A 20,028-nucleotide genomic window follows, 5' to 3' on the forward strand; every position below is an offset into this window, starting at 1 on the left:
GCAATGGTATTAGGGTATGCGCTGTCTGCATCTTCACGCACGCAAACCCGGCCTCTGCAACGCACCAGGAACCACGGCCGCGGCTATTAACGCCGGCCGGCGCGCGTGCCACACTGCCGCGATGAGCCTGCCGAAGATCCTGGTCGCCGACGATCATCCGCTGTTCCGAGCGGCGGTGCTGCATGCCTTGCGCGATGTGGTCGATGTTCAGGCCACCCTGGAGGCCGCCAGCGTTTCCGCGCTGACCGCGGCGGTGGACGAACATCCGGATGTGGAACTGGTGCTGCTGGACCTGGCCATGCCAGGCGCGCGCGGCTTTTCCTCGCTGGTATGGCTGCGCGGCGAACGCCCGGATCTGCCGGTGCTGGTGATTTCCTCCAACGATCACCCGCGCGTGATCCGCCGCGCCCAGCAGTTCGGCGCGGCCGGTTTCATCCCCAAGTCGGCGCCGGTGGACGCCATCCGCACCGCGGTGCAGGCGGTGATGGAAGGCGGCACCAGTTTTCCGCCGATTACCGCCGAACGCTCCGAGCGCGATGCGCAGCTGGCCGCGCGCCTGGCGCAGCTGACCCCGCAGCAGTTCCGCGTGCTGCTGGCGGTGGCCGACGGGCTGCTCAACAAGCAGATCGCCTACGAGTTCGGATTGGCGGAAAACACCGTCAAAGTGCACGTCACCGCCATCCTCAAGAAGCTCGAATGCCACAGCCGCACCCAGGCCGCGGTGCTGGTCAAGGCGCTGGAACCGGAAGGCGATTTCGATCCCGCCGCCTGAGCATCCGCATCCTTGTAGGAGCGGCCTCCCGGCCGCGAGCTCTTTCCTTGGTCCTGACGCAGAAGCAAGAGCTCGCGCCGGGGACGGCGCTCCCACGGACGTGGCTCCAAGCGGTCGGGATTATTCCATCACCGGATGAAATCACCTTCCTTGGCGGGTCATGTGGGAGCGACGTGAGTCGCGACGGGGTACCGGGAAAGCCCCATCGCGACTGACGTCGCTCCTACAGGAAGGCATTGCTTGCCCCGGCAGTGCGTCGTGTCCATGACTGCATCGCCTTGGACATGGGGTATGCCGGCATGCAGATACGGGTGAGTTGCGAAAGCGCTGAGTGGTTGTGGGAGTCGTAGCGGCATACCGCTACGGGTGAGTCGCGACAGGTCGCTAGGAAAGCCCATCGCGACTGACGTCGCTCCCACAAGATGGGTTGAGAGGAAAGCTTCGTCGCGACCGACCCGGATCGGCACGCCGAGGTAAGTCCCACAGGCGAATCAGGGCCCGTTGCGCAGGCGCAGTTGCATCATCAGCGCGCGCAGCGCCGGGGGGCGCACGGGTTTGGGCAGAAAGCCCCAGCCCGATGCCCGCGCGCGGTCGCGCAGGGCCTGGTCGCGTTCGGCGGTGACCAGGATCGCCGGCGGCTGGCTGCCCCACAGCGCGGCCAACTGCGGGTACAGCTCCGGCCCGGTGATATCGCCCAGCAGTACGTCCAGCAGCAGGATTTCCGGCGCGGCTCCGCTCCGCGCCGCTGCCAGCGCCGCATCGGCGCCAGCGGCCAGTTCGACCCGGCAACCCCAGCGTTCCAGCAGGGTGCGGGTAGCCTCGCAGACGCGCACATCGTCATCGATGCACCAGACCCGGCAACCGGCCAGCAGCGAATCGTCCGTGGCTTCGGCCGTCACAGGCTGCGCTGGCGCGGCCGCCGCCGGTGCGGTTCCCAGCAACGGCACGGTCACCGAAAACACGCTGCCGCGCCCGACCGCCGAACGCAGGCCGATGCGGTGGTCTAGCAGGCGCGCGATGCGGTCGACGATCGCCAGCCCAAGCCCGGCGCCGCGCTCGCGCGCCACGTCGCCGTCCAGGCGGCGGAACTCTTCGAAGATCTCCTGCTGGCGTGCCTGGGGAATGCCGCGGCCGGTGTCGTGCACTTCGATGCGCAGGCGGTCGCCGTCGCGCCGGCAGCCCAGCAGGATGCGCCCGCGCGGCGTGTAGCGGATGGCGTTGGACAGGAAGTTCTGCAGGATGCGCCGCAGCAAGGCCTCGTCGCTGCGCACCAGCGCACGCGTTGCCACCCAGTCCAGGCGCAGGCCGTAGGCGCTGGCGATGATGCCGAACTCGCGCGCCAGCGCCTCCAGCAACGGGCCGAGCGCAAAATCGCGCACCCGCGTTTCCAGCGCGCCCGATTCCAGCCGCGAAATATCCAGCAGGCTGTTGAGAATGGCGTCCTGCGCGGCCAGCGCGCTTTCCACGTTGTCGGCGACCTCCTGGGTGGCGGCATCGTGCAGCCGGCCGCGCAGCGCCGAGGCGAACATGCGCGCCGCATTCAGCGGTTGCAGCAGATCGTGCACCGCGGCGGCGACGAAGCGGGTCTTGGAGCGGTTGGCGCGTTCGGCTTCCTGCTTGGCTTCGGCCAGGTCATGGGTGCGCTCTTCGATGCGCCGCTCCAGCGTGTCGGCCAGCGAACGCAGATCGCGGGCGGCGTCCTTGTAGGCGGTGATGTCGGCGTAGCTGGTGACAAAACCGCCATCGGGCAGCGGATTGCCGCGGATTTCGATGACGCTGCCGTCGCTGCGTTCGCGTTCGTGCATATGCGGCTTGCCCGAACGCAGATGATTGAGCCGGCGCGCGATGGCATCTTCGATGGGCCCCGGGCCCAGCAGGCCGCGCCTGGCGTTGTAGCGGAACACGTCGGCAATCGGCCGGCCCACATGGATGAAGCCGGGCGGAAACTTGAACAGTTCGATGTAGCGCCGGTTCCACGCCACCAGGTTGAGATCGGCGTCGACCACGCAGACGCCCTGCGGCAGATGCTGCAGGCTGGGGCTTTCGCCGTAGTCGGCGGCGTGCGCGGCCTGGACCAGACCATCCTGCGCCGAGCGCAATTCGACCGCGTGATGTTCGACCAGCCGTTCCAGCTCGATGCGGCTGCGTTCGCGCAACTGCGCCATCCTGCGCCGTTGCAGCATCGCCAGCCCCAGCAGCGCGGCGGCCAGCAGGCCGGCAGCGACCGCACCGGCCACGGTACGGCCGAACGCCACGCTGGCGCGGGTCGAGCGCAGCAGGTGCAGCGTCCAGCCCTGGCGCGGCAGCGCCTGCGAAACCCAGATGACTTCGCCGACGCCGGGCAGGCGCGCCTTGCGCACGCCACCGCCCAGATCTTCGACGATGCGGTAGTCCAGCAGTTGCAGCGGCACCTCGCCGTACTGGCGGGTGCGCGCCAGCTCGCTGCGCACCGTCGGCGCCAACGGGCGCAGATCGCGGTAGCGCCACCCGGCATGGCCGGACAGGAAGATCACCCCGTGCGCATCGCTGACGAACACCTGTTCGGGCAGTTCGTTCCAGGCTTGTTCCAGCGGCCGCAGCACCACCTTGACCACGACCACGCCGATCGCCGTGCCATCGTCGGCGCGCACTGCCTGGGACAGGAAATAGCCGGGCACCGCCGTGGTCACGCCCAGCGCGTAGAAATCGCCCGAGCCATTGGCCATGGCTTGCTGGAAATACGGGCGGAAGCGGTAGTTGTTGCCGACGTTGCTTTCCGGCTGGTCCCAGTTGCTGGCCGCCAGCGCCAGCCCGTTGCGGTCCAGCAGGGTCAGCGTGGAGGTTGCGGCGGCGCCGTTGACGTGCTCGAGCTTGCGGTTGAGCCGTCCGGTCAGCGCCGCGTCGATGCCCTCGGCGGTCAGCGCCGCGCGGATGTCCGGGTCCAGCGCCAGCACCGCCGGCAGCGCGCGGTAACGCTCGATCAGCGCCTGCAGCGCATCGCCATGCAGGCGCAGCTGCTCGCCGGCCTGCACGGCATCGGTACGCTGCGCGCGCCGCTCGGCCTCGCGCATCGCCGCCCAGCTCAGCAGGGCAATGGCGGCCGCGGCCAGCAGCAGGGCCAGGCCAAAGCGCAGGCGGGGAATCCGGGAGGCAAAGAACGACATTGCGGCAATGCTGGTGCATGGCCGGCGGTTGCGCCAGCCCTTGGGCGTGTCATCAATTCGTTCTCCTCCGAACTTAATGGCTTCGGCAGGGGCCGCCGCCCGTCGGGGTGGGGGATGGCTCCGCCCTCCTGACGACGTCGTGTCTTTAAGTCGGGCCGTGGGCCATCCATGGCCCACTCTCCGCCACCCCCACCCCAACGGTCGCCACCTTTCGCGAGCGTCAACATTCGCGACTTCGGAGGGTGTTTTCCCGGATGCCGACCGTCTTTGCACAAGCCGTTGGCCATGACGGTGCGGGACCGTACGCGGCATGGATGCCGCGGAAGAGCCTACATGGGTGAGGCAAGCGCTTGCGAAGCACGGCTTCGCGCGCAGCCGAACGCCCGCCATCTGCGATGGTGGGCCGGGCCCGCCTCGCGGGTATTTACGGCGTGTCCCGCACCGCCATGGCCGATGGCTTCCTCGTAGACCTTCCCTCCCATGGGAGAAAAATCCACCTGTTCCCCGCATGAGGTGACCCGCCCTAGTACCAATGCGTTATCGGCAAGCCGGCGCCGGCGGCGTACAAAAGCCGCACGCAGCATCTGCCGTGGAGGCACGCCATGCACATCGACACCCATCCTGCCCCGGCGCCCGTGCGCCTGCCCCTCTACCGGCAACTGTACGTACAGGTACTGATTGCCATCACGCTGGGCGCGCTGCTGGGGCATTTCGAGCCGGCCTTCGCCGAGCAGCTCAAGCCGCTGGGCGATGGCTTCATCAAGCTGGTCAAGATGATCATCGCCCCGGTCATCTTCCTGACCATCGTCACCGGCGTGGCCGGCATGACCCAGCTCAGCACGGTCGGGCGCGTGTTCGGCAAGGCGATGGCCTACTTCCTGTTCTTCTCCACGCTGGCGCTGGTGATCGGCATGGTGGTGGCGCATGTGGTGCAGCCGGGCGCGGGCATGAACATCAACCCGGCCGAACTGGACGTGGCCGCGGTCAACGACTACGCGCAGAAGGCGCACGATCTGACCCTGACCGGCTTCCTGCTGGACATCATTCCCAGCACCATGGTCGGCGCCTTCGCCTCGGGCAACATCCTGCAGGTGCTGTTCATCGCGGTGCTGTTCGGCATTGCGCTGGCCATGGTCGGCGACCGCGGCAAGCCGGTGCTGGGCTTCCTGGAAGCGCTGACCCTGCCGGTGTTCAAGCTGGTGCACATCCTGATGAAGGCCGCCCCGGTCGGCGCATTCGGCGCCATCGCCTTCACCATCGGCAAATACGGCCTGGAATCGCTGGTCAACCTGGCCTGGCTGGTCGGCACCTTCTATGTCAGCTCGCTGCTGTTCGTGCTGATTGTGCTGGGCGCGGTGGCGCGCCTGTGCGGTTTTTCGGTGATCAAGCTGGCGCGCTACCTGAAGGCCGAACTGCTGCTGGTGCTGGGCACGTCCTCGTCCGAGTCGGCGCTGCCGTCGCTGATGGAGAAGATGGAAAAGGCCGGCTGCGAAAAATCGGTGGTCGGACTGGTGGTGCCCACCGGCTACTCGTTCAACCTGGACGGCACCAACATCTACATGACCCTGGCCGCGCTGTTCATCGCCCAGGCCACCAATACCGAACTGACCCTGTGGCAGCAGATCACGCTGCTGCTGGTGGCCATGCTGAGCTCCAAGGGCGCCGCCGGCGTCACCGGCGCCGGCTTCATCACCCTGGCCGCGACGCTGTCGGTGGTGCCGACCGTGCCGGTGGCCGGCATGGCGCTGATCCTGGGCGTGGACCGGTTCATGAGCGAATGCCGCTCGCTGACCAACTTCATCGGCAATGCGGTGGCCACCGTGGTGGTGTCGCGCTGGGAGAACGCGCTGGACCGCGACAAGCTGCAGCGCGCGCTGGATGGCGACCGCCAGCCGGATCCGCTTCCGGAACTGGAAGCGGAGCCCTCGTTCTCCACCGATTGAGCCGTATTGCCTGCGTTTCGCCGCATCCATACCCGCGCGCATGCGGCAAGGGGCCGTCGTTTGACGGCCCCTTGCCGTTGCCAGGGGGTAGAATCCAAATCCCTTTGCTGCCCATCTCCCAAAGACGCCCTCGATGTCCACCGACGATTTCAAACAGGCCGCCCTCGACTACCACCGCCAGAATCCCCCCGGCAAGATCAAGGTCTCCCCGACCAAGCCCATGCTGACCCAGCGCGACCTGGCGCTGGCGTATTCGCCCGGCGTGGCCTATGCCTGCGAAGCGATCGTCGAGGACGCCAAGGCCGCCAGCGAAATGACCGCGCGCGGCAACCTGGTGGCGGTGGTCACCAACGGCACCGCGGTGCTGGGCCTGGGCAACATCGGCGCGCTGGCCGGCAAGCCGGTGATGGAAGGCAAGGGCGTGCTGTTCCAGAAGTTCGCCGGCATCGACGTGTTCGACATCGAGATCGACGAAACCGATCCGGACAAGCTGGTCGACATCATCGCCAGCCTGGAGCCGACCTTCGGCGGCATCAACCTGGAAGACATCAAGGCGCCGGAATGCTTCATCGTCGAGCGCAAGCTGCGCGAACGGATGAAGATCCCGGTTTTCCACGACGACCAGCACGGCACCGCGATCATCGTCGGCGCGGCCGTGGTCAACGCGCTGGAAGTGGTGGGCAAGAAGATCGAGGACGTCAAGCTGGCTACCAGCGGCGCCGGCGCGGCCGGCATCGCCTGCCTGGACATGCTGGTGGCGCTGGGGCTGAAGCCGGAGAACATCCTCGCCGTGGATCGCGATGGCGTGCTGTACACCGGCCGCCCGCACCTGGACCCGGACAAGGCGCGCTATGCCCGCGATACCGGCAAGCGCACGCTGGCCGAGATCGTCGAAGGCGCGGATCTGTTCCTGGGCCTGTCCGCGGCCGGCGTGCTGAAGCCGGAGATGGTCGCCACCATGGCCGACAAGCCGATCATCCTGGCGCTGGCCAACCCCAATCCGGAGATCTCGCCGGAAGACGCCAAGGCGGTGCGCCCGGACTGCATCATCGCCACCGGCCGCAGCGACTACCCCAACCAGGTCAACAACGCGCTGTGCTTCCCGTACATCTTCCGCGGCGCGCTGGATGTCGGCGCCACCGGCATCAACGAGGCCATGAAGCTGGCCTGCGTGCATGCCATCGCCGGCCTGGCCCGCCGCGAGGCCTCGGACCTGGGCACTGCCTACGGCGATGAAGTGCCCAGCTTCGGTCCCGAATACCTGATTCCGCGCCCGTTCGATCCGCGCCTGCTGGTGGAACTGGCGCCGGCCGTGGCGCAGGCGGCCATGGACTCCGGTGTGGCCGAGCGCCCGCTGGAAAACGTGGAGGCCTATCGCGAAAAGCTGGGCCAGTTCGTCTACCGCACCAGCCTGATGATGAAACCGGTCTACGACCGCGCCCGCGCCGAAAAGAAGCGCGTGGTCTATGCCGAAGGCGAGGAAGAGACCGTACTGCGCGCGGTGCAGACCGTGATCGACGAAGGCCTGGCCTTCCCGATCCTGATCGGCCGCCCGGACGTGATCGAAGCGCGCGTCCAGCGCCTGTGCCTGCGCATGCGCGCCGGCGTCGACTACGAAATCACCAACGTCGGCGACGACCCGCGCTTCAACGAATACTGGCAGTACTACCACGCGCTGACCTCGCGCCGCGGCGTCACCGTGGCCGCGGCCAAGAACCTGATGCGCTCGCGGCCGACGCTGATCGCCGCGGTGATGGTGGCGCGCGGCGAAGCCGATGCGCTGGTCAGCGGCATCGTCGGCCGCTTCCACAAGAAACTGGGCTACGTGCGCAGCGTGATTCCGCTGGACCCGGGCGTGCAGTCGACCTCGGCGATGACCGGCGTCATCAACAACCAGGGCGCCTGGTTCTTCCTGGACACCCATGTGCAGGACAATCCCACCGCCGAGCAGATCGCCGAAGCCACCTTGCAGGCGGCCTACCGGCTCAAGCTGTTCGGCATCGAACCGCGCATCGCATTGCTGTCGCATTCCAATTTCGGCAGCCACGAGACGCCCAGTTCGCTGAAGATGCGCCAGGTGCGCGAGCTGCTGCTCAAGCGCAAGCCGGATCTGAACGTCGACGGCGAGATGCAGGGCGACACCGCCTGGGACGAAGTGCTGCGCAACCGCATCATGCCCGGCAGCACGCTCAGCGGCCGCGCCAACCTGTTCGTGCTGCCCAACCTGGACGCGGCCAACATCACCTACAACATGGTGCGCGTGGTCACCGACGGCGTGGCCATCGGTCCGATCCTGATGGGCATCTCCAAGCCGGTGCACATCCTGACCACCAGCGCCACCCCGCGCCGGGTCATCAACATGACCGCCATTGCCGCGGTCGACGCGCAGATCCGCCAGCAACTGGAAGCGGAGAAGGCCGCCGCCGGCTGACCCCGGCTTCGGCAACTCTTCTGTAGGAGCGACGTCAGTCGCGAACGGGCGCGATTTTGAATTGTAGGAGCGACGTCAGTCGCGATGAGGCTCTACTAGGAAAGCTCCATCGCGACTCACCCGTGCCGGCATGCCGGCACGACTCCTACAGGAAAGAGTTCGGGCGCGGTAGGAGCGCCGTCCCCGGCGCGAGCTATTCGCATTGCATCGCGGCTCGTTCGAAAAGCCCCAAGCCCGAGCGCTTCCCAAGTTGTGGGAGCGACGTCAGTCGCGATGAAGCTTTCCCGGTAAAGCCCCATCGCGACTTGACCAGCCATTCGGCTGTTGAAAGCCGTCGCTCCTACAGTCGATATCGTGACGGCCATCCCGGACCGCGGCTGAAGCCGGCTGTTCACCGTCCGGGCGCGCTGCGGCGCGTTCGTCATCGTGCGCACTGAATAGCTATCGGGGCGCCATCGCGACTGACGTCGCTCCTACAAAGAAGGGGCGCGCTGCCGCGTCAATCCGCCGACCACACCGCCAGTTCGTAACCGTCCGGATCCAGGAAATGGAAACGGCGGCCGCCGGGGAATGAGAACACCGGCTTGACGATTTCCGCGCCCAGGGCTTCCAGCCGTTGCTGGGTGGCGGCCAGGTCGTCGGCATAGAGAATGACCAGCGGCCCGCCCGGACGCACCGGTCCCTGCGTGGTCAGCCCGCCGGTCAGGCGGCCATCGTTGAACTCGCAATAGCTGGGACCGTAGTCGGTGAAGGTCCAGCCGAACGCTTTGCCGTAGAAATCGCGCGAACGGGCGATATCGCTGACGTTGAACTCGATGTTGTCGATGCGGCGGTCGTTGCCCTGCGTGCCCATCAGTCTGGTTCCCGTGTTGGTGCAGGCGGCAAGTGTGACATCCGCGGACGAATCTCGCGATTTCGACGTGTAGGAGTCGTGCCTGCATGCCGGCACGGGCGAGTCGCGATGGCGCTCTACCGGTAGATCCTTCCCTGCAGGAGCGACGGCTTTCAACAGCCGAATGGCTGGTCAAGTCGCGATGAGGCCTTTCCTGGTAAAGCCCCATCGCGACTCACGTCGCTCCCACAGGAAAGGATGCTGGCTCGGCAGCGCGCCCGGTACCAGCCCTGGACGGCTACCTGTGCAGTGGAGAGTCACGCGATTGCCATGAAGTGCTGGAAGCATATCGCGCGCCGTATCCCCACACCATCCGAAAGGCTTTCCCTCCACATGTCTTCCCCTTCACGGTTTCCCGCGCCCAAGCGCAGCTTGCTGGCGCTCATGTTGTTGCACGCCATGACGGTCCAGGCCCAGGATGCGCCTGGCGGCGATGATCCGGCCGCGTTGCCGGCCGCCGCCGGCGACAGCGGCGTATCCACCCTGTCGCAGGTGGAAGTGGTCGGCCAGGCCACCACCTACGCCAACGCCGTGGTCAGCAAGGAAATGCTGGACCGCCAGTCGGTGATGACCAGCGTCAACGACGTGCTCAACGAGCTGCCGGGCGTGCTGGTCACCGAAGCCGACACCTACGGTTCTTCCGACTGGGGCACGCAGATCAGCATGCGCGGCTTCGTCAGCAACCGCGACACCCAGCAGATCGGCACCACCATCGACGGCCTGCCCAACGGCGGCTCCGGCTACGGCGGCGGTTCGCGCGCCAACCGCTACCTGGACATCCTCAACCTGCAGACGGTGGAAGTCAGCCAGGGCACGGCCGACATCGCCTCGCGCTCCAACGAAGCGCTGGGCGGCACGCTCAACTACCTCACCGACGATCCGCTGGACGAGCAGCGCCTGCGATTCGTCTTCGGTGCCGGCGAACACCAGGCGCGCAAGTACTACGTGCGTTACGACAGCGGCGAGCTGCTGGGCAATACGCGCGCCTGGGTCAGCGCGTCCAGCGCCGAGAACCGCGACTGGATCGATGGCTCCGGCAAGACCACGCGCGACCACCTGGCCGGCAAGTTCATAAGCGAGCTGGGCCGCTGGACCGTGAGCGGCTACCTGTCCTGGGACGAGGCCAACGAATCCGAATACGCCAGCGTCTCGCTGGCCCAGTACGCCATCGACCCGGAGCACGACGGCCTGACCGGCACCTGGACCGGCATTCCGTACCTGGACCAGCAATTCCGCTCCGGCTCGCGCGCGCTGCGCGAAAACACCTTCGGCTACCTGCGCGGCCGCTTCGACGGCGAGCGCTTCAAGGCCACGGTGGCCGCCTACGGCCATCGCATGGAAGGCCGCGGCGACTGGATTCCGCCCTACCTGGCCGACGTCAACGCCGACGGCGCCGGCAATCCCGAAACCGAATACACCGGCGGCGCCACCAACTACGGCGGCGCCAACCTGGGCCGGTTCTATTTCGTCACTCCCGCTGGCGCAGCGGCTACGATGATCCCTGGCTGCAGCGGAACCGGCGGCATACCGGCCGAATACGACCCCAGCTGCTATCCGGCCGGTTCGCTGGCCGTGCAGTCCTACCGCCACAGCCACTACGACAACCGTCGCGTCGGCGCGACCGCCGATCTGGAATTGCGGCAGGACTTCGGCGCGGTCGACAACACCTTGCGCGGCGGCCTGTGGCTGGAACGCGGCCGCCGCAGCGTGACCCGCGACTGGCACCGCCTGCTCGATACGCGCATCGGCATGAACTACGACCACCGGCCGTACTGGGTGCAGTTCAAGAATGATTACGAACTGGACGAAACCATGTACTACGTCGAAGACGTGGCCCGCTTCGGCGCCTTCGCCGCGCGCCTGGGCGTCAAGCAGTTCTTCATCGACCAGCGCCGCGACGAGCGCATCAACGGCCAGGAGCACGTGCGCTCGGATTCCGAGTCCGATCCGCTGTTCTCCGCCGGCCTGACCTGGACCACGCCGGTCGAAGGAATGGAAGCGTTCGCCGGTTTCTCGCAGAACTTCGCCGCCATTCCCTCCGGCGTGCTGGGCGAAACCGATCCCATCGTTCTCAGCCGGGTGCAGCCGGAAACGGCCGACAACATCGAGCTGGGCCTGCGGGTGAGCCGCTGGCCGCTGACCGCCAGCGCCACGCTGTACGACATCCGCTTCGACAACCGCATCGTTTACGTGCCGGCCAACTTCGTCGACGGCATCGACTACCTGGGCGAAACCGACGGCGTCTACGAGAACTACGGCGGCGTGCACAGCCGCGGCCTGGAAGCGGCGCTGGGTTACGGTTGGGACAACGGCTGGCGGCTGTCCGGCGCCTACACCTACAACAAGTCCACCTATCTGGGCAGCGGCGACGCCGAACGCGACGAGGCGCTGGAGATCGTCGAAGGCGCGCAGGTGTTCGGCATACCCAAGCACACGCTGGTGCTGTCGGCCGACTGGCAGGGCGATGCCTGGAACTTCGGCCTGTCCGGGCGCTACCTGGGCGAACGCTACCTGGATGCGTCCAACAGCGAAAAGATCGGTGCGGTGACGCTGTTCAACGCGCACGTCGGCGTGGACCTGGTGGATATTTCGCCACGGTTCAAGGGCATGGCGGTGGACCTGACGGTCAACAACCTGACCGACAAGCGCTACCTGTCCGGCGTGGACGGCGGAGGCTCGGCCTTCATCGGCGCGCCGCGCGCGGTCAGCATGGCCTTGACCGTGGATTTCTAGGGCCTTGTTGCAACAGCGCCAACAGGTTCTGGAGCATTCTTGGCCGGGATCCAGCGACTTTTTGCCATCCGGTGTGCAAGTCATTGGGTCCCGGTTTGCGCCGGAAGCGCTTTTCGACAGCCGAATGGCTGGTCATGACGATGGCTATTCTTCATGAGCAGGCAGTTGATCCGAAAACGCTCTAGTTACGATGCGATGCAAGGACGCCCGGCGCACCGCCGGGCGCAGGAGCTGCAATGACCGATCCCGTACGCCGCCGCCTGCTGGCCGCCGCTGCCGCCGCAGGCGCGGGCGCCTTGCTGCCGCCCAGCATCGCCCGCGCGCTGTCCATCGCGCCGGATGTCTGCAGCGGCACGCTGCAGGACGTGGCCCATGTGGTGATCCTGATGCAGGAAAACCGCTCCTTCGATCACTACTTCGGCACGCTGGCCGGCGTGCGCGGCTTCGGCGATCGCTTCCCCATCCCGGCCGCGGATGCCGCCGGCGCCGCGCGCCGCAACGTGTGGCTGCAACCGCGCCAGGATCGCAGCCGGATGATGGCACCGTTCGCGCTGGATACCGCCGCGCATTTCGGCTACATGCGCGTGGAAGGCACCCCGCACAGCTGGCCGGATGCGCAACACGCCTGGGACCACGGCCGCATGGCCGACTGGCCGGCCAGCAAGCACGACCATTCGCTGGGCTATTACCGGCGCGCCGACATCCCGTTCCAGTTCGCCCTGGCCGAGGCCTTCACCGTCTGCGACGCCTACCACGCCTCGATGCAGGCGGGCACCAATCCCAACCGCCTGTTCCTGTGGACCGGCGGCAACGATCCGCACGCGCGCGGCGGCGGGCCGGCGGTGGCCAACTCGCACGACAACTTTGCCGAACTGGGCGGCCACCCGGCTTCGTACAGCTGGACCACGTATACCGAGCGGCTGCAGCGCGCCGGCGTGTCGTGGCAGATCTACCAGGACATGGCCGACAACTTTACCGACAATCCGCTGGCGGGTTTTGAAACGTTCCGCCAGGCGTACCAGGCCGCGCCTGGCCACGACTCGGCGTTGCGCCAGCGCGGCGTCAGCACCTGCGGCCTGGACCGCCTGCGCCACGACGTGCGCGAGGGCAGGCTGCCGCAGGTGTCCTATCTGATCGCCCCGGCGGCCGCCAGCGAGCATCCTGGTCCGTCCAGCCCGGCGCAGGGCGCGGCCTATACCGCGCAGGTGCTGGATGCGTTGACCGCCAACCCCAAGGTCTGGAGCCGCACCGTACTGCTGCTGATGTTCGACGAGAACGACGGCTTCTTCGATCACATGCCGCCGCCGGCGCCGCCCTCGCGCGACGACAGCGCACCCGATGGCTGGGCGGGCGCATCCATGGTGTCTACCGAAGGCGAATACCACCTGCATCCCAGCCCCGGCAACGAAAAGTACGACCTGCCGGCGCTGCGCGGACGTCCCTACGGCCTGGGCCCGCGCGTGCCGCTGTATGTAATTTCGCCGTGGAGCGCTGGCGGCTGGGTGGATTCGGAAGTGTTCGATCACACCTCGGTGATACGGTTGCTGGAGAAACGTTTTGGCGTGCCCGAACCCAACATCAGTCCCTGGCGGCGCGCGGTCTGTGGCGACCTGACCTCCGCCTTCGACTTTGCCCGCGTCGACCAAAGCGAGTTTCTGCACCGGCTTCCGGCCACCGCCGCGGCCGCCGCCCGCGCCGCCGCCTTGCCCGGGCGCGCCACGCCGGCCGGCCCTGCGGACATCGAAGTCTCCGTGCAGGAAACCGGCGTGCGGCGCTCGCGCGCGCTGCCGTACCGGTGGCGCGTGCACGGTGCCATCGACACGTCCGCCGGCAAGGTAGCGCTGGAGCTGATCAACGCCGGCACGGCGGCCGCGGTGCTGCAGGTCTACGACCGCCACCGGCTGGACCGGATACCGCGCCGCTACACGGTGGCTGCGAGCGGGCGCCTGCAGGACCGCTGGCTGCCCACCGAAACGGGCGCCTACGATCTGTGGCTGCTGGGACCCAACGGCTTTCACCGGCACTACTGCGGCCGCATCGACCAGGGCTGGATCGATGCCCAGGTCGAACCCGGCCCCGGCGATCGCATCCGTTTGCAGCTGCGCAATCCCGGCGCCGCCGAATGCCGGCTGCAACTGGGCGCCAACGCCTATGCCGGCGTGCCGGAAGGGCAGTTCATGCTGGCGGCCGGCGAGCAGCGCGTGATCGAATGGGCATCGGACCCCGCCGGCGGCTGGTACGACCTGCGCCTGACCGATCCGCAACGGCCGGACTGGCAGCAACGCCTGGCCGGCCGCGTGGAAACCGGCCGCGATTCGATCAGCGACCCGGCCATGGGCGGCGCCGCGCTGCTATGGCAGGAGCCCGCCGCGCCCCGATAGCCATCCGGTGTGCGCGATGACGAACGCGCCGCAGCGCGTCCGAAGGGTGAACGGAAGGCTTTGACTCTCCGGATTACCAATCGCAATTCCAACGTGTGGGAGCGACGTCAGTCGCGAACGCCCGCGATGCAGAATTGTGGGGGCGACGTTAGTCGCGATGAAGCTTTACCAGGAAGGCCTCATCGCGACTGACCCGTGCCGGCATGCCGGCACGACTCCCACAGGGAAGGATCTACCGGTAGCGCCTCATCGCGACTGACGTCGCTCCTACAGGAAAGAATTTACAGGAAAGAATTCTGGCGCCTACGAATGCGCAGGCGGCGGCTTGGGTTCGCTGCCCAATATCCGCCGCTGTACCCCGTCCAGATAGGCATCGGCCTCGGCAGTCGTGGCGAAAACGGCGTCCATCGGCACCGCCTGCACAATCTCGATGACCTTGCGCACCTGTTCCTGCGGGTGCACCAGCAGCAGCTTGCCTTCGTGCGGGGCCAGCGCCTTGCGCGCCTGCAGGATCGAGCGCACGCCGGCGCTGCTGATGTAGTCCACATGGCCCAGTTCCAGCACCAGCGCCTGCGGGCGTCCGGCCAGCAGCGGCGCCAGCGCCTCGTCCAGCGCTTCGTGGCTGTGCGAATCCAGCCGCCCGGCCAATACCACGTACTGGTTGCCATTGACCGGCGGGTAGATCTGGATGTCCAGGTTCATCGTGGTCCCGGTGCGGCGTTCCGCAAGCGGCTTGCCGGGGGCAATGCCGCCCGGGATGACGCCGCAGCCCGGCTCGCAGGGCAGGGCGCGGGGCAACGCCGCTCAAACCGGCACGCGCACTTCAACATGACCGGCACCGCCATCAGTCCTCGTCCTCGCCCTGCAGCACCTTGCGCTGCATCGCGTCCAGGTAGGCGTCGGCTTCGGCGGTGGAGCTGAAGATGTCGTTCAACGGCACCGCCTTGACCACGTCGAACACCTTCTGGATCTGCGGCTGCGGATTGACCACCAGCACCTTGCCGCCGTGGCCTATCAGGCCTTTGCGCGCCTTGAAGATGGAACGGATGCCGGCGCTGCTGATGTATTCCAGCGCCGACAGATCAAGCACCAGCGACCGCAACTGCGGGTTCAGCAGCGGCGCGATCGCCACGTCCAGGTCCTCGTAGGTGTGCGTGTCCAGGCGGCCGCCCAGGCTGACGCGCTGACTGCCGTTGGCGGCAGGTTGAATCCGTATGTCCAGGCTCATGCTTCACTCTCCGTAGTGGGGATGCGCAGACTGACACGCAGTACGTTGTAATCGCCGATGCGCTGATAGGCGATACGGTGGGCCAGGTGGCGGATCAGGTAGACGCCCAGCCCGCCGACCGCGCGGTCCACGATATCGGCTTCCAGGTCCGGTTCCGGCGCGCTCAGCGGGTCGAACGGCGCGCCGGTGTCGCGGAACTCCAGGTTCAGCAGATCCTCGACGATACCGATGTCCACCGACAGCTCGTGCTGGCCCAGGCGCGCGCCCTCCTTGCCGTAGTCGATGGCGTTGCTGGCCAGCTCCTCGACAATCAGCCGCACATCGTCACGGACATTACGGCTGATGCCGTGGCGTTTCAATACCGCTTCCAACGAGGCGTTGAGGTCTTCGACGCGGGCGTATTCGCCCGGCACGATCAGTCGTATCAACATGGCGTCTGCTCCTGCGTCATTGAGGGCTGCCTGCATCCTGGCGCAGGCGGATGGCCAGCACCGTGATGTCGTCGGACTGCGGGGCAGGATCGGCGAAGGCGTGCACTTGCGCAACCAACTGCTCGCATTGCGCCTTGGCATCAAGGTGCGGGCTCAGCGCGGCGATCAGGCGCGCTTCGCCAAAAGCCTGGTCCTGCGCGTTGAAGGCCTCGGTGATGCCGTCGGTGTAACCCAGCAGCGTCGCGCCCGGCGCCAGCCGCCCGCGCCATAGCGGAAACTCGCCGCTCACCTCGAAGCCCAGCGGCGGCCCCGACCGTACCGGCAGCGTCTCCGTGCGGCCATCGGCGTGCAGCAGCAGCGGCGCATCATGGCCGGCGCTGGCCAGCACGCAGTCGCCGTTGCGCACATCGATGCAGCCGCACAGCACGGTGGCGAACATGCAGGTGTCGTTGCCTTCGACCAGCCGCCTGGAGGCCTCGGCCAGCACCTGGTCCGGGCAGTCTGCCGCGCGCGCGGCCACCTCCAGCACCGTCACCGTGCGCGCCATGAACAGCGCCGCCGGCACGCCCTTGTCCGACACGTCGCCCACCGCAAACCACAGCCGGTCCGCGCCGGCCTCGATGAAGCTGTAGAAATCGCCGCCTACCGCCTTGGCCGGCTCCAGCTGCGCATGCGCTTCCAGATGGCTGCGGTCGCGATCGATGACGCGGCCGCGCGGCAGCATCGCCAGTTGGATGTCGCGGGCGATCGACAGTTCGCTTTCGAGCTTCTGCCGCGCCGCGCCCATTTCCTCGATCTCGCGCAGCTGGCGCTGGATGGAGCCGCGCGCGTGTTCCAGCGTGCGCGCCATCTGCCCGACTTCGTCGTTGCGGTAGGTGTGCGGCACCGGGCTTTCGTACTGCCCCTGCGCCAGATGCGCGGCCGATGCCGACAGCCGCTCCACCGGCAGGCTGATGCGCTTGGCCAGCTTGCGCACCAGCAGCATGCAGACCAGCGCCAGCAGCGCGCCCACCGCCGCCAGCAGCAACAACGCCCGGTGCAGGCGCTGCATGATCAACGCATAGGACTGCGCCACCAGCAGGCTCCAGCCGGACTGGCCGACCGGCTCGACCACGGTGTAGCGGGTTTCGCCGCTGATGGCGTCGGTGTGCACCATCTGCAGCGCCTTGCGCAGCCGCACCGCTTCGGCCGCTGGCGCCAGATCGTGGCGGCCGCTGCGCTGGATGTAGTCGGTCAGGTATTGACGCTGCTCCAGCGCCACTTCCGGGTTCAGTGCCAGCGTGCCGGCCGGTGCCACCAGGCTCACCCGCCAGCCAGGCAGGCTGGCCAGCGACTCGACCATGCCGGTCAGCGTTTCCAGCGGCAGGTCCAGGCTGACCATGCCGCGGGTGACCACGCCGCGGCCGGCGTCGCGCAACGGCATGTTGTAGGTGACCATCCAGCGGTGGCCGGCGGTTTCGTTGAAGTACGGCTCGGACCACCAGCCCACCGGCGAGGCCACCGTGCGCTGGTACCAGCCCTGGGCGCGGTAGTCGTAGCCGGTGGCGACAAAATCGCGGTCGCTGCCGTCGGCGGCGATATAGCGCGCAAACGGCGCATCGCCGGCCTGCCGCGGTTCCAGGATCAGCAGCCCGCCGGCCGCGCCGGGGGTGGCGCGCACCATGGCCCGCAGCGTGATGACCAGCTCGTCCGGGTCCAGCCGCGCCTGGCCGATCAGTTCGGACAGGCCCTGGGTGGTGATGGTGACCCCGTGCATGGCGCCGTCCAGCCGTTCGGCCGCCTCCTGCGCGCTGGCGCGGGTGTCCAGGCGCGCGTCCTGGATGATCAGCCTGCGCGCAAACCAACCCGTGCCCAGCACCAGCAGCACCAGCAGCAGCACGTTGATCAGGCCCGCCCACAGCGCAATGCGCGTGCGCAGGCTGTGACGCCAGTGCACGGCTCCGGTCCCTGCCTGCGGTACTGCGGCCATGCCGAACCCCCGCCCATTCCCCCTAGCGGCCGATGATATGCCTGTCGCGGCGCAGCAAACAGCGCCGCCCGTCAAAGGTCTTGTTTTGGTGATCCCGGCTGTCCCGGGACAACAGAAAACAGCATTCCATACGCCCGCGTAGCCACGTCGGCAAGCGGGCGCGTGCGTTACACTTCAGGGTTCTTGAAAACGACAACAACCGCGCGGTGAGCGTGGTGCAACGGGAGCGGTAATGAACTGGTTGAACGAGATGTTGCAGAGCGATCCGGATCCGGCGGAAACCCGCGAGTGGATCGATTCGATGCAGGCGGTCATCAACACCGATGGCGCGCTGCGTGCACATCAGTTGCTGGAAGGCATGGTGGAACTGACCCGCCGCAACGGCGCCTACCTGCCGTTCTCGCCCACCACCGAGTACGTCAACACCATCAGCCCGGCCAACGAGGCCAAGAGCCCCGGCGATGCGGCCATCGAGTGGCGCCTGCGTTCGATCATCCGCTGGAATGCGATGGCCACCGTGGTGCGCGCCAACCGCAAGCCCGGCGACCTGGGCGGCCACATCGCCAGCTTCGCCTCCAGCGCCACGCTGTACGACGTGGGCTTCAACCACTTCTGGCGCGCGCCCAGCGAAAACCACCCGGGCGACCTGCTGTTCATCCAGGGCCACAGCTCGCCGGGCATCTACGCGCGTTCGTTCCTGGAAGGCCGCATCAGCGAAGCGCAGCTGGACAACTTCCGCATGGAAGTCGACGGCCAGGGCATTTCCTCCTACCCGCACCCGTGGCTGATGCCCGACTACTGGCAGACGCCCACCGTGTCGATGGGCCTGGGCCCGCTGGCGGCGATCTACCAGGCGCAGTTCATGAAGTACCTGGAGAACCGCGGCCTGATCGAGAAGTCCGACCGCAAGGTGTGGTGCTTCATCGGCGACGGCGAATCGGACGAACCGGAAACCCTGGGCGCCATCGCCCTGGCCGGCCGCGAAGGGCTGGACAACCTGGTGTTCGTGGTCAACTGCAACCTGCAGCGCCTGGACGGCCCGGTGCGCGGCAACGGCAAGATCATCCAGGAATTGGAAGGCGTGTTCCGCGGCGGCGGCTGGAACGTCATCAAGCTGCTGTGGGGCAGCTACTGGGATCCGCTTCTGGCGCGCGACACCAACGGCGTGCTGCGCAAGCTGATGATGGAAACCGTCGACGGCGAATACCAGAACTGCAAGGCCTTCGGCGGCGCCTACACGCGCGCCAACTTCTTCGGCAAGTACCCGGAAACCGCGGCCATGGTGGCCAACCTGTCCGATGACGACATCTGGCGCCTGAACCGCGGCGGCCACGACCCGCACAAGGTCTACGCGGCCTACCACGAAGCGGTCAACACCCAGGGCATGCCCACGGTGATCCTGGCCAAGACGGTGAAGGGCTATGGCATGGGTTCGGCGGGCGAATCGCTCAACCCCACCCACCAGACCAAGAAGCTGGACGACGAGGCCATCAAGACCTTCCGCGACCGCTTCAACATCCCGGTCAGCGACAAGCAGCTGGAAGACGGCGCGCAGATTCCGTTCTACCACCCCGGCGAGGACTCGCCGGAAGTGCAGTACCTGAAGGAGCGCCGCGCCGCCCTGGGCGGCTACCTGCCGCAGCGCCGGCAGAAGGCGTCCAAGTCGTTCGTGGTGCCGGGGCTGGACAAGTACGAGCGCCTGCTCAAGGACAGCGGCGAGCGCACCTACAGCACCACCATGGCCTTCGTGCAGAGCCTCAACATCGCCCTGCGCGACAAGGAACTGGGCCCGCGCATCGTGCCCATCGTGGCCGACGAAGCGCGCACCTTCGGCATGGAAGGCATGTTCCGCCAGATCGGCATCTATGCGCCGTTCGGGCAGAAGTACAAGCCGGTCGATGCCGACCAGCTGATGTACTACCGCGAAGACCAGAGCGGCCAGGTGCTGCAGCAGGGCATCAGCGAGCCGGGCGCCATCGCCAGCTGGATGGCCGCCGGCACCAGCTATTCGGTCAGCGACGTGCCCATGCTGCCGTTCTACATCTACTACTCCATGTTCGGCTTCCAGCGCGTGGGCGATCTGGCCTGGCAGGCGGCGGACATGC

Annotated in this window: 12 protein-coding genes; 6 read left to right on the plus strand and 6 right to left on the minus strand. The window is 67.3% G+C overall.

Annotation, left to right across the window (positions count from 1 at the left end; translation table 11 throughout):
* Nucleotides 1-121: 121 nt before the first annotated feature.
* Entirely contained in the window at nucleotides 122-772 is a 651-nt protein-coding gene (locus CRO39_RS15195) for a response regulator (RefSeq protein ID WP_097122794.1), read from the plus strand.
* 491 nt (nucleotides 773-1,263) lie between these two features.
* Here the strand turns inward: CRO39_RS15195 and CRO39_RS15200 are convergent, their stop codons facing one another.
* Nucleotides 1,264-3,915, minus strand: a complete 2,652-nt coding sequence (locus CRO39_RS15200) for a hybrid sensor histidine kinase/response regulator (RefSeq protein WP_097122795.1) — start codon at nucleotides 3,913-3,915, stop codon at nucleotides 1,264-1,266.
* A gap of 602 nt (nucleotides 3,916-4,517) precedes the next feature.
* On the opposite strand from CRO39_RS15200, the gene CRO39_RS15205 reads away from it, so the two are divergent.
* Together CRO39_RS15205 and CRO39_RS15210 are read left to right on the plus strand one after the other, a co-directional pair.
* Nucleotides 4,518-5,858 (plus strand): dicarboxylate/amino acid:cation symporter, encoded by a 1,341-nt coding sequence (locus CRO39_RS15205; RefSeq protein WP_097122796.1) that lies wholly within the window; start codon nucleotides 4,518-4,520, stop codon nucleotides 5,856-5,858.
* Between the two features lie 133 nt (nucleotides 5,859-5,991).
* Nucleotides 5,992-8,289, plus strand: a complete 2,298-nt coding sequence (locus tag CRO39_RS15210) for an NADP-dependent malic enzyme (RefSeq protein ID WP_097122797.1) — start codon at nucleotides 5,992-5,994, stop codon at nucleotides 8,287-8,289.
* A 499-nt stretch (nucleotides 8,290-8,788) separates the two neighbouring features.
* On the opposite strand, the gene CRO39_RS15215 is transcribed toward CRO39_RS15210, so the two are convergent.
* Nucleotides 8,789-9,142, minus strand: a complete 354-nt coding sequence (locus CRO39_RS15215; RefSeq protein ID WP_097122798.1) for a VOC family protein — start codon at nucleotides 9,140-9,142, stop codon at nucleotides 8,789-8,791.
* Between the two features lie 372 nt (nucleotides 9,143-9,514).
* Between CRO39_RS15215 and CRO39_RS15220 the strand changes: the two genes are divergently transcribed.
* Both CRO39_RS15220 and CRO39_RS15225 read left to right on the plus strand, forming a co-directional pair.
* A complete protein-coding gene (locus tag CRO39_RS15220) occupies nucleotides 9,515-11,914 on the plus strand; it encodes a TonB-dependent receptor (RefSeq protein WP_097122799.1) in 2,400 nt (799 codons plus the stop codon).
* Between the two features lie 236 nt (nucleotides 11,915-12,150).
* Nucleotides 12,151-14,295 (plus strand): phosphocholine-specific phospholipase C, encoded by a 2,145-nt coding sequence (locus CRO39_RS15225; RefSeq protein ID WP_097122800.1) that lies wholly within the window; start codon nucleotides 12,151-12,153, stop codon nucleotides 14,293-14,295.
* A gap of 303 nt (nucleotides 14,296-14,598) precedes the next feature.
* Here the strand turns inward: CRO39_RS15225 and CRO39_RS15230 are convergent, their stop codons facing one another.
* The 4 genes from CRO39_RS15230 to CRO39_RS15245 all read right to left on the minus strand — a co-directional run bounded on the left by CRO39_RS15230 (nucleotide 14,599) and on the right by CRO39_RS15245 (nucleotide 17,890).
* Nucleotides 14,599-14,997: an STAS domain-containing protein gene (locus tag CRO39_RS15230; protein ID WP_097122827.1), complete on the minus strand. Its 399-nt coding sequence runs from the start codon at nucleotides 14,995-14,997 to the stop codon at nucleotides 14,599-14,601.
* Nucleotides 14,998-15,139: 142 nt separating this feature from the next.
* Entirely contained in the window at nucleotides 15,140-15,523 is a 384-nt protein-coding gene (locus tag CRO39_RS15235) for an STAS domain-containing protein (RefSeq protein ID WP_097122801.1), read from the minus strand.
* On the minus strand, nucleotides 15,520-15,954 hold the full coding sequence (locus CRO39_RS15240) for an ATP-binding protein (protein ID WP_162125809.1): 435 nt from the start codon (nucleotides 15,952-15,954) through the stop codon (nucleotides 15,520-15,522). The genes CRO39_RS15235 and CRO39_RS15240 overlap by 4 nt, the downstream gene beginning before the upstream one ends.
* A gap of 16 nt (nucleotides 15,955-15,970) precedes the next feature.
* Nucleotides 15,971-17,890 carry a SpoIIE family protein phosphatase gene (locus tag CRO39_RS15245; protein ID WP_162125810.1) on the minus strand — a complete coding sequence of 640 codons (1,920 nt, stop codon included), beginning with the start codon at nucleotides 17,888-17,890 and terminating at the stop codon, nucleotides 15,971-15,973.
* Nucleotides 17,891-18,155: 265 nt separating this feature from the next.
* Between CRO39_RS15245 and aceE the strand changes: the two genes are divergently transcribed.
* On the plus strand, nucleotides 18,156-20,028 hold a 1,873-nt coding region (gene aceE, locus CRO39_RS15250), incomplete at its 3' end, for a pyruvate dehydrogenase (acetyl-transferring), homodimeric type (protein ID WP_097122804.1).

This window comes from Pseudoxanthomonas wuyuanensis (genome assembly GCF_900215535.1).
GTDB lineage: Bacteria > Pseudomonadota > Gammaproteobacteria > Xanthomonadales > Xanthomonadaceae > Pseudoxanthomonas_A > Pseudoxanthomonas_A wuyuanensis.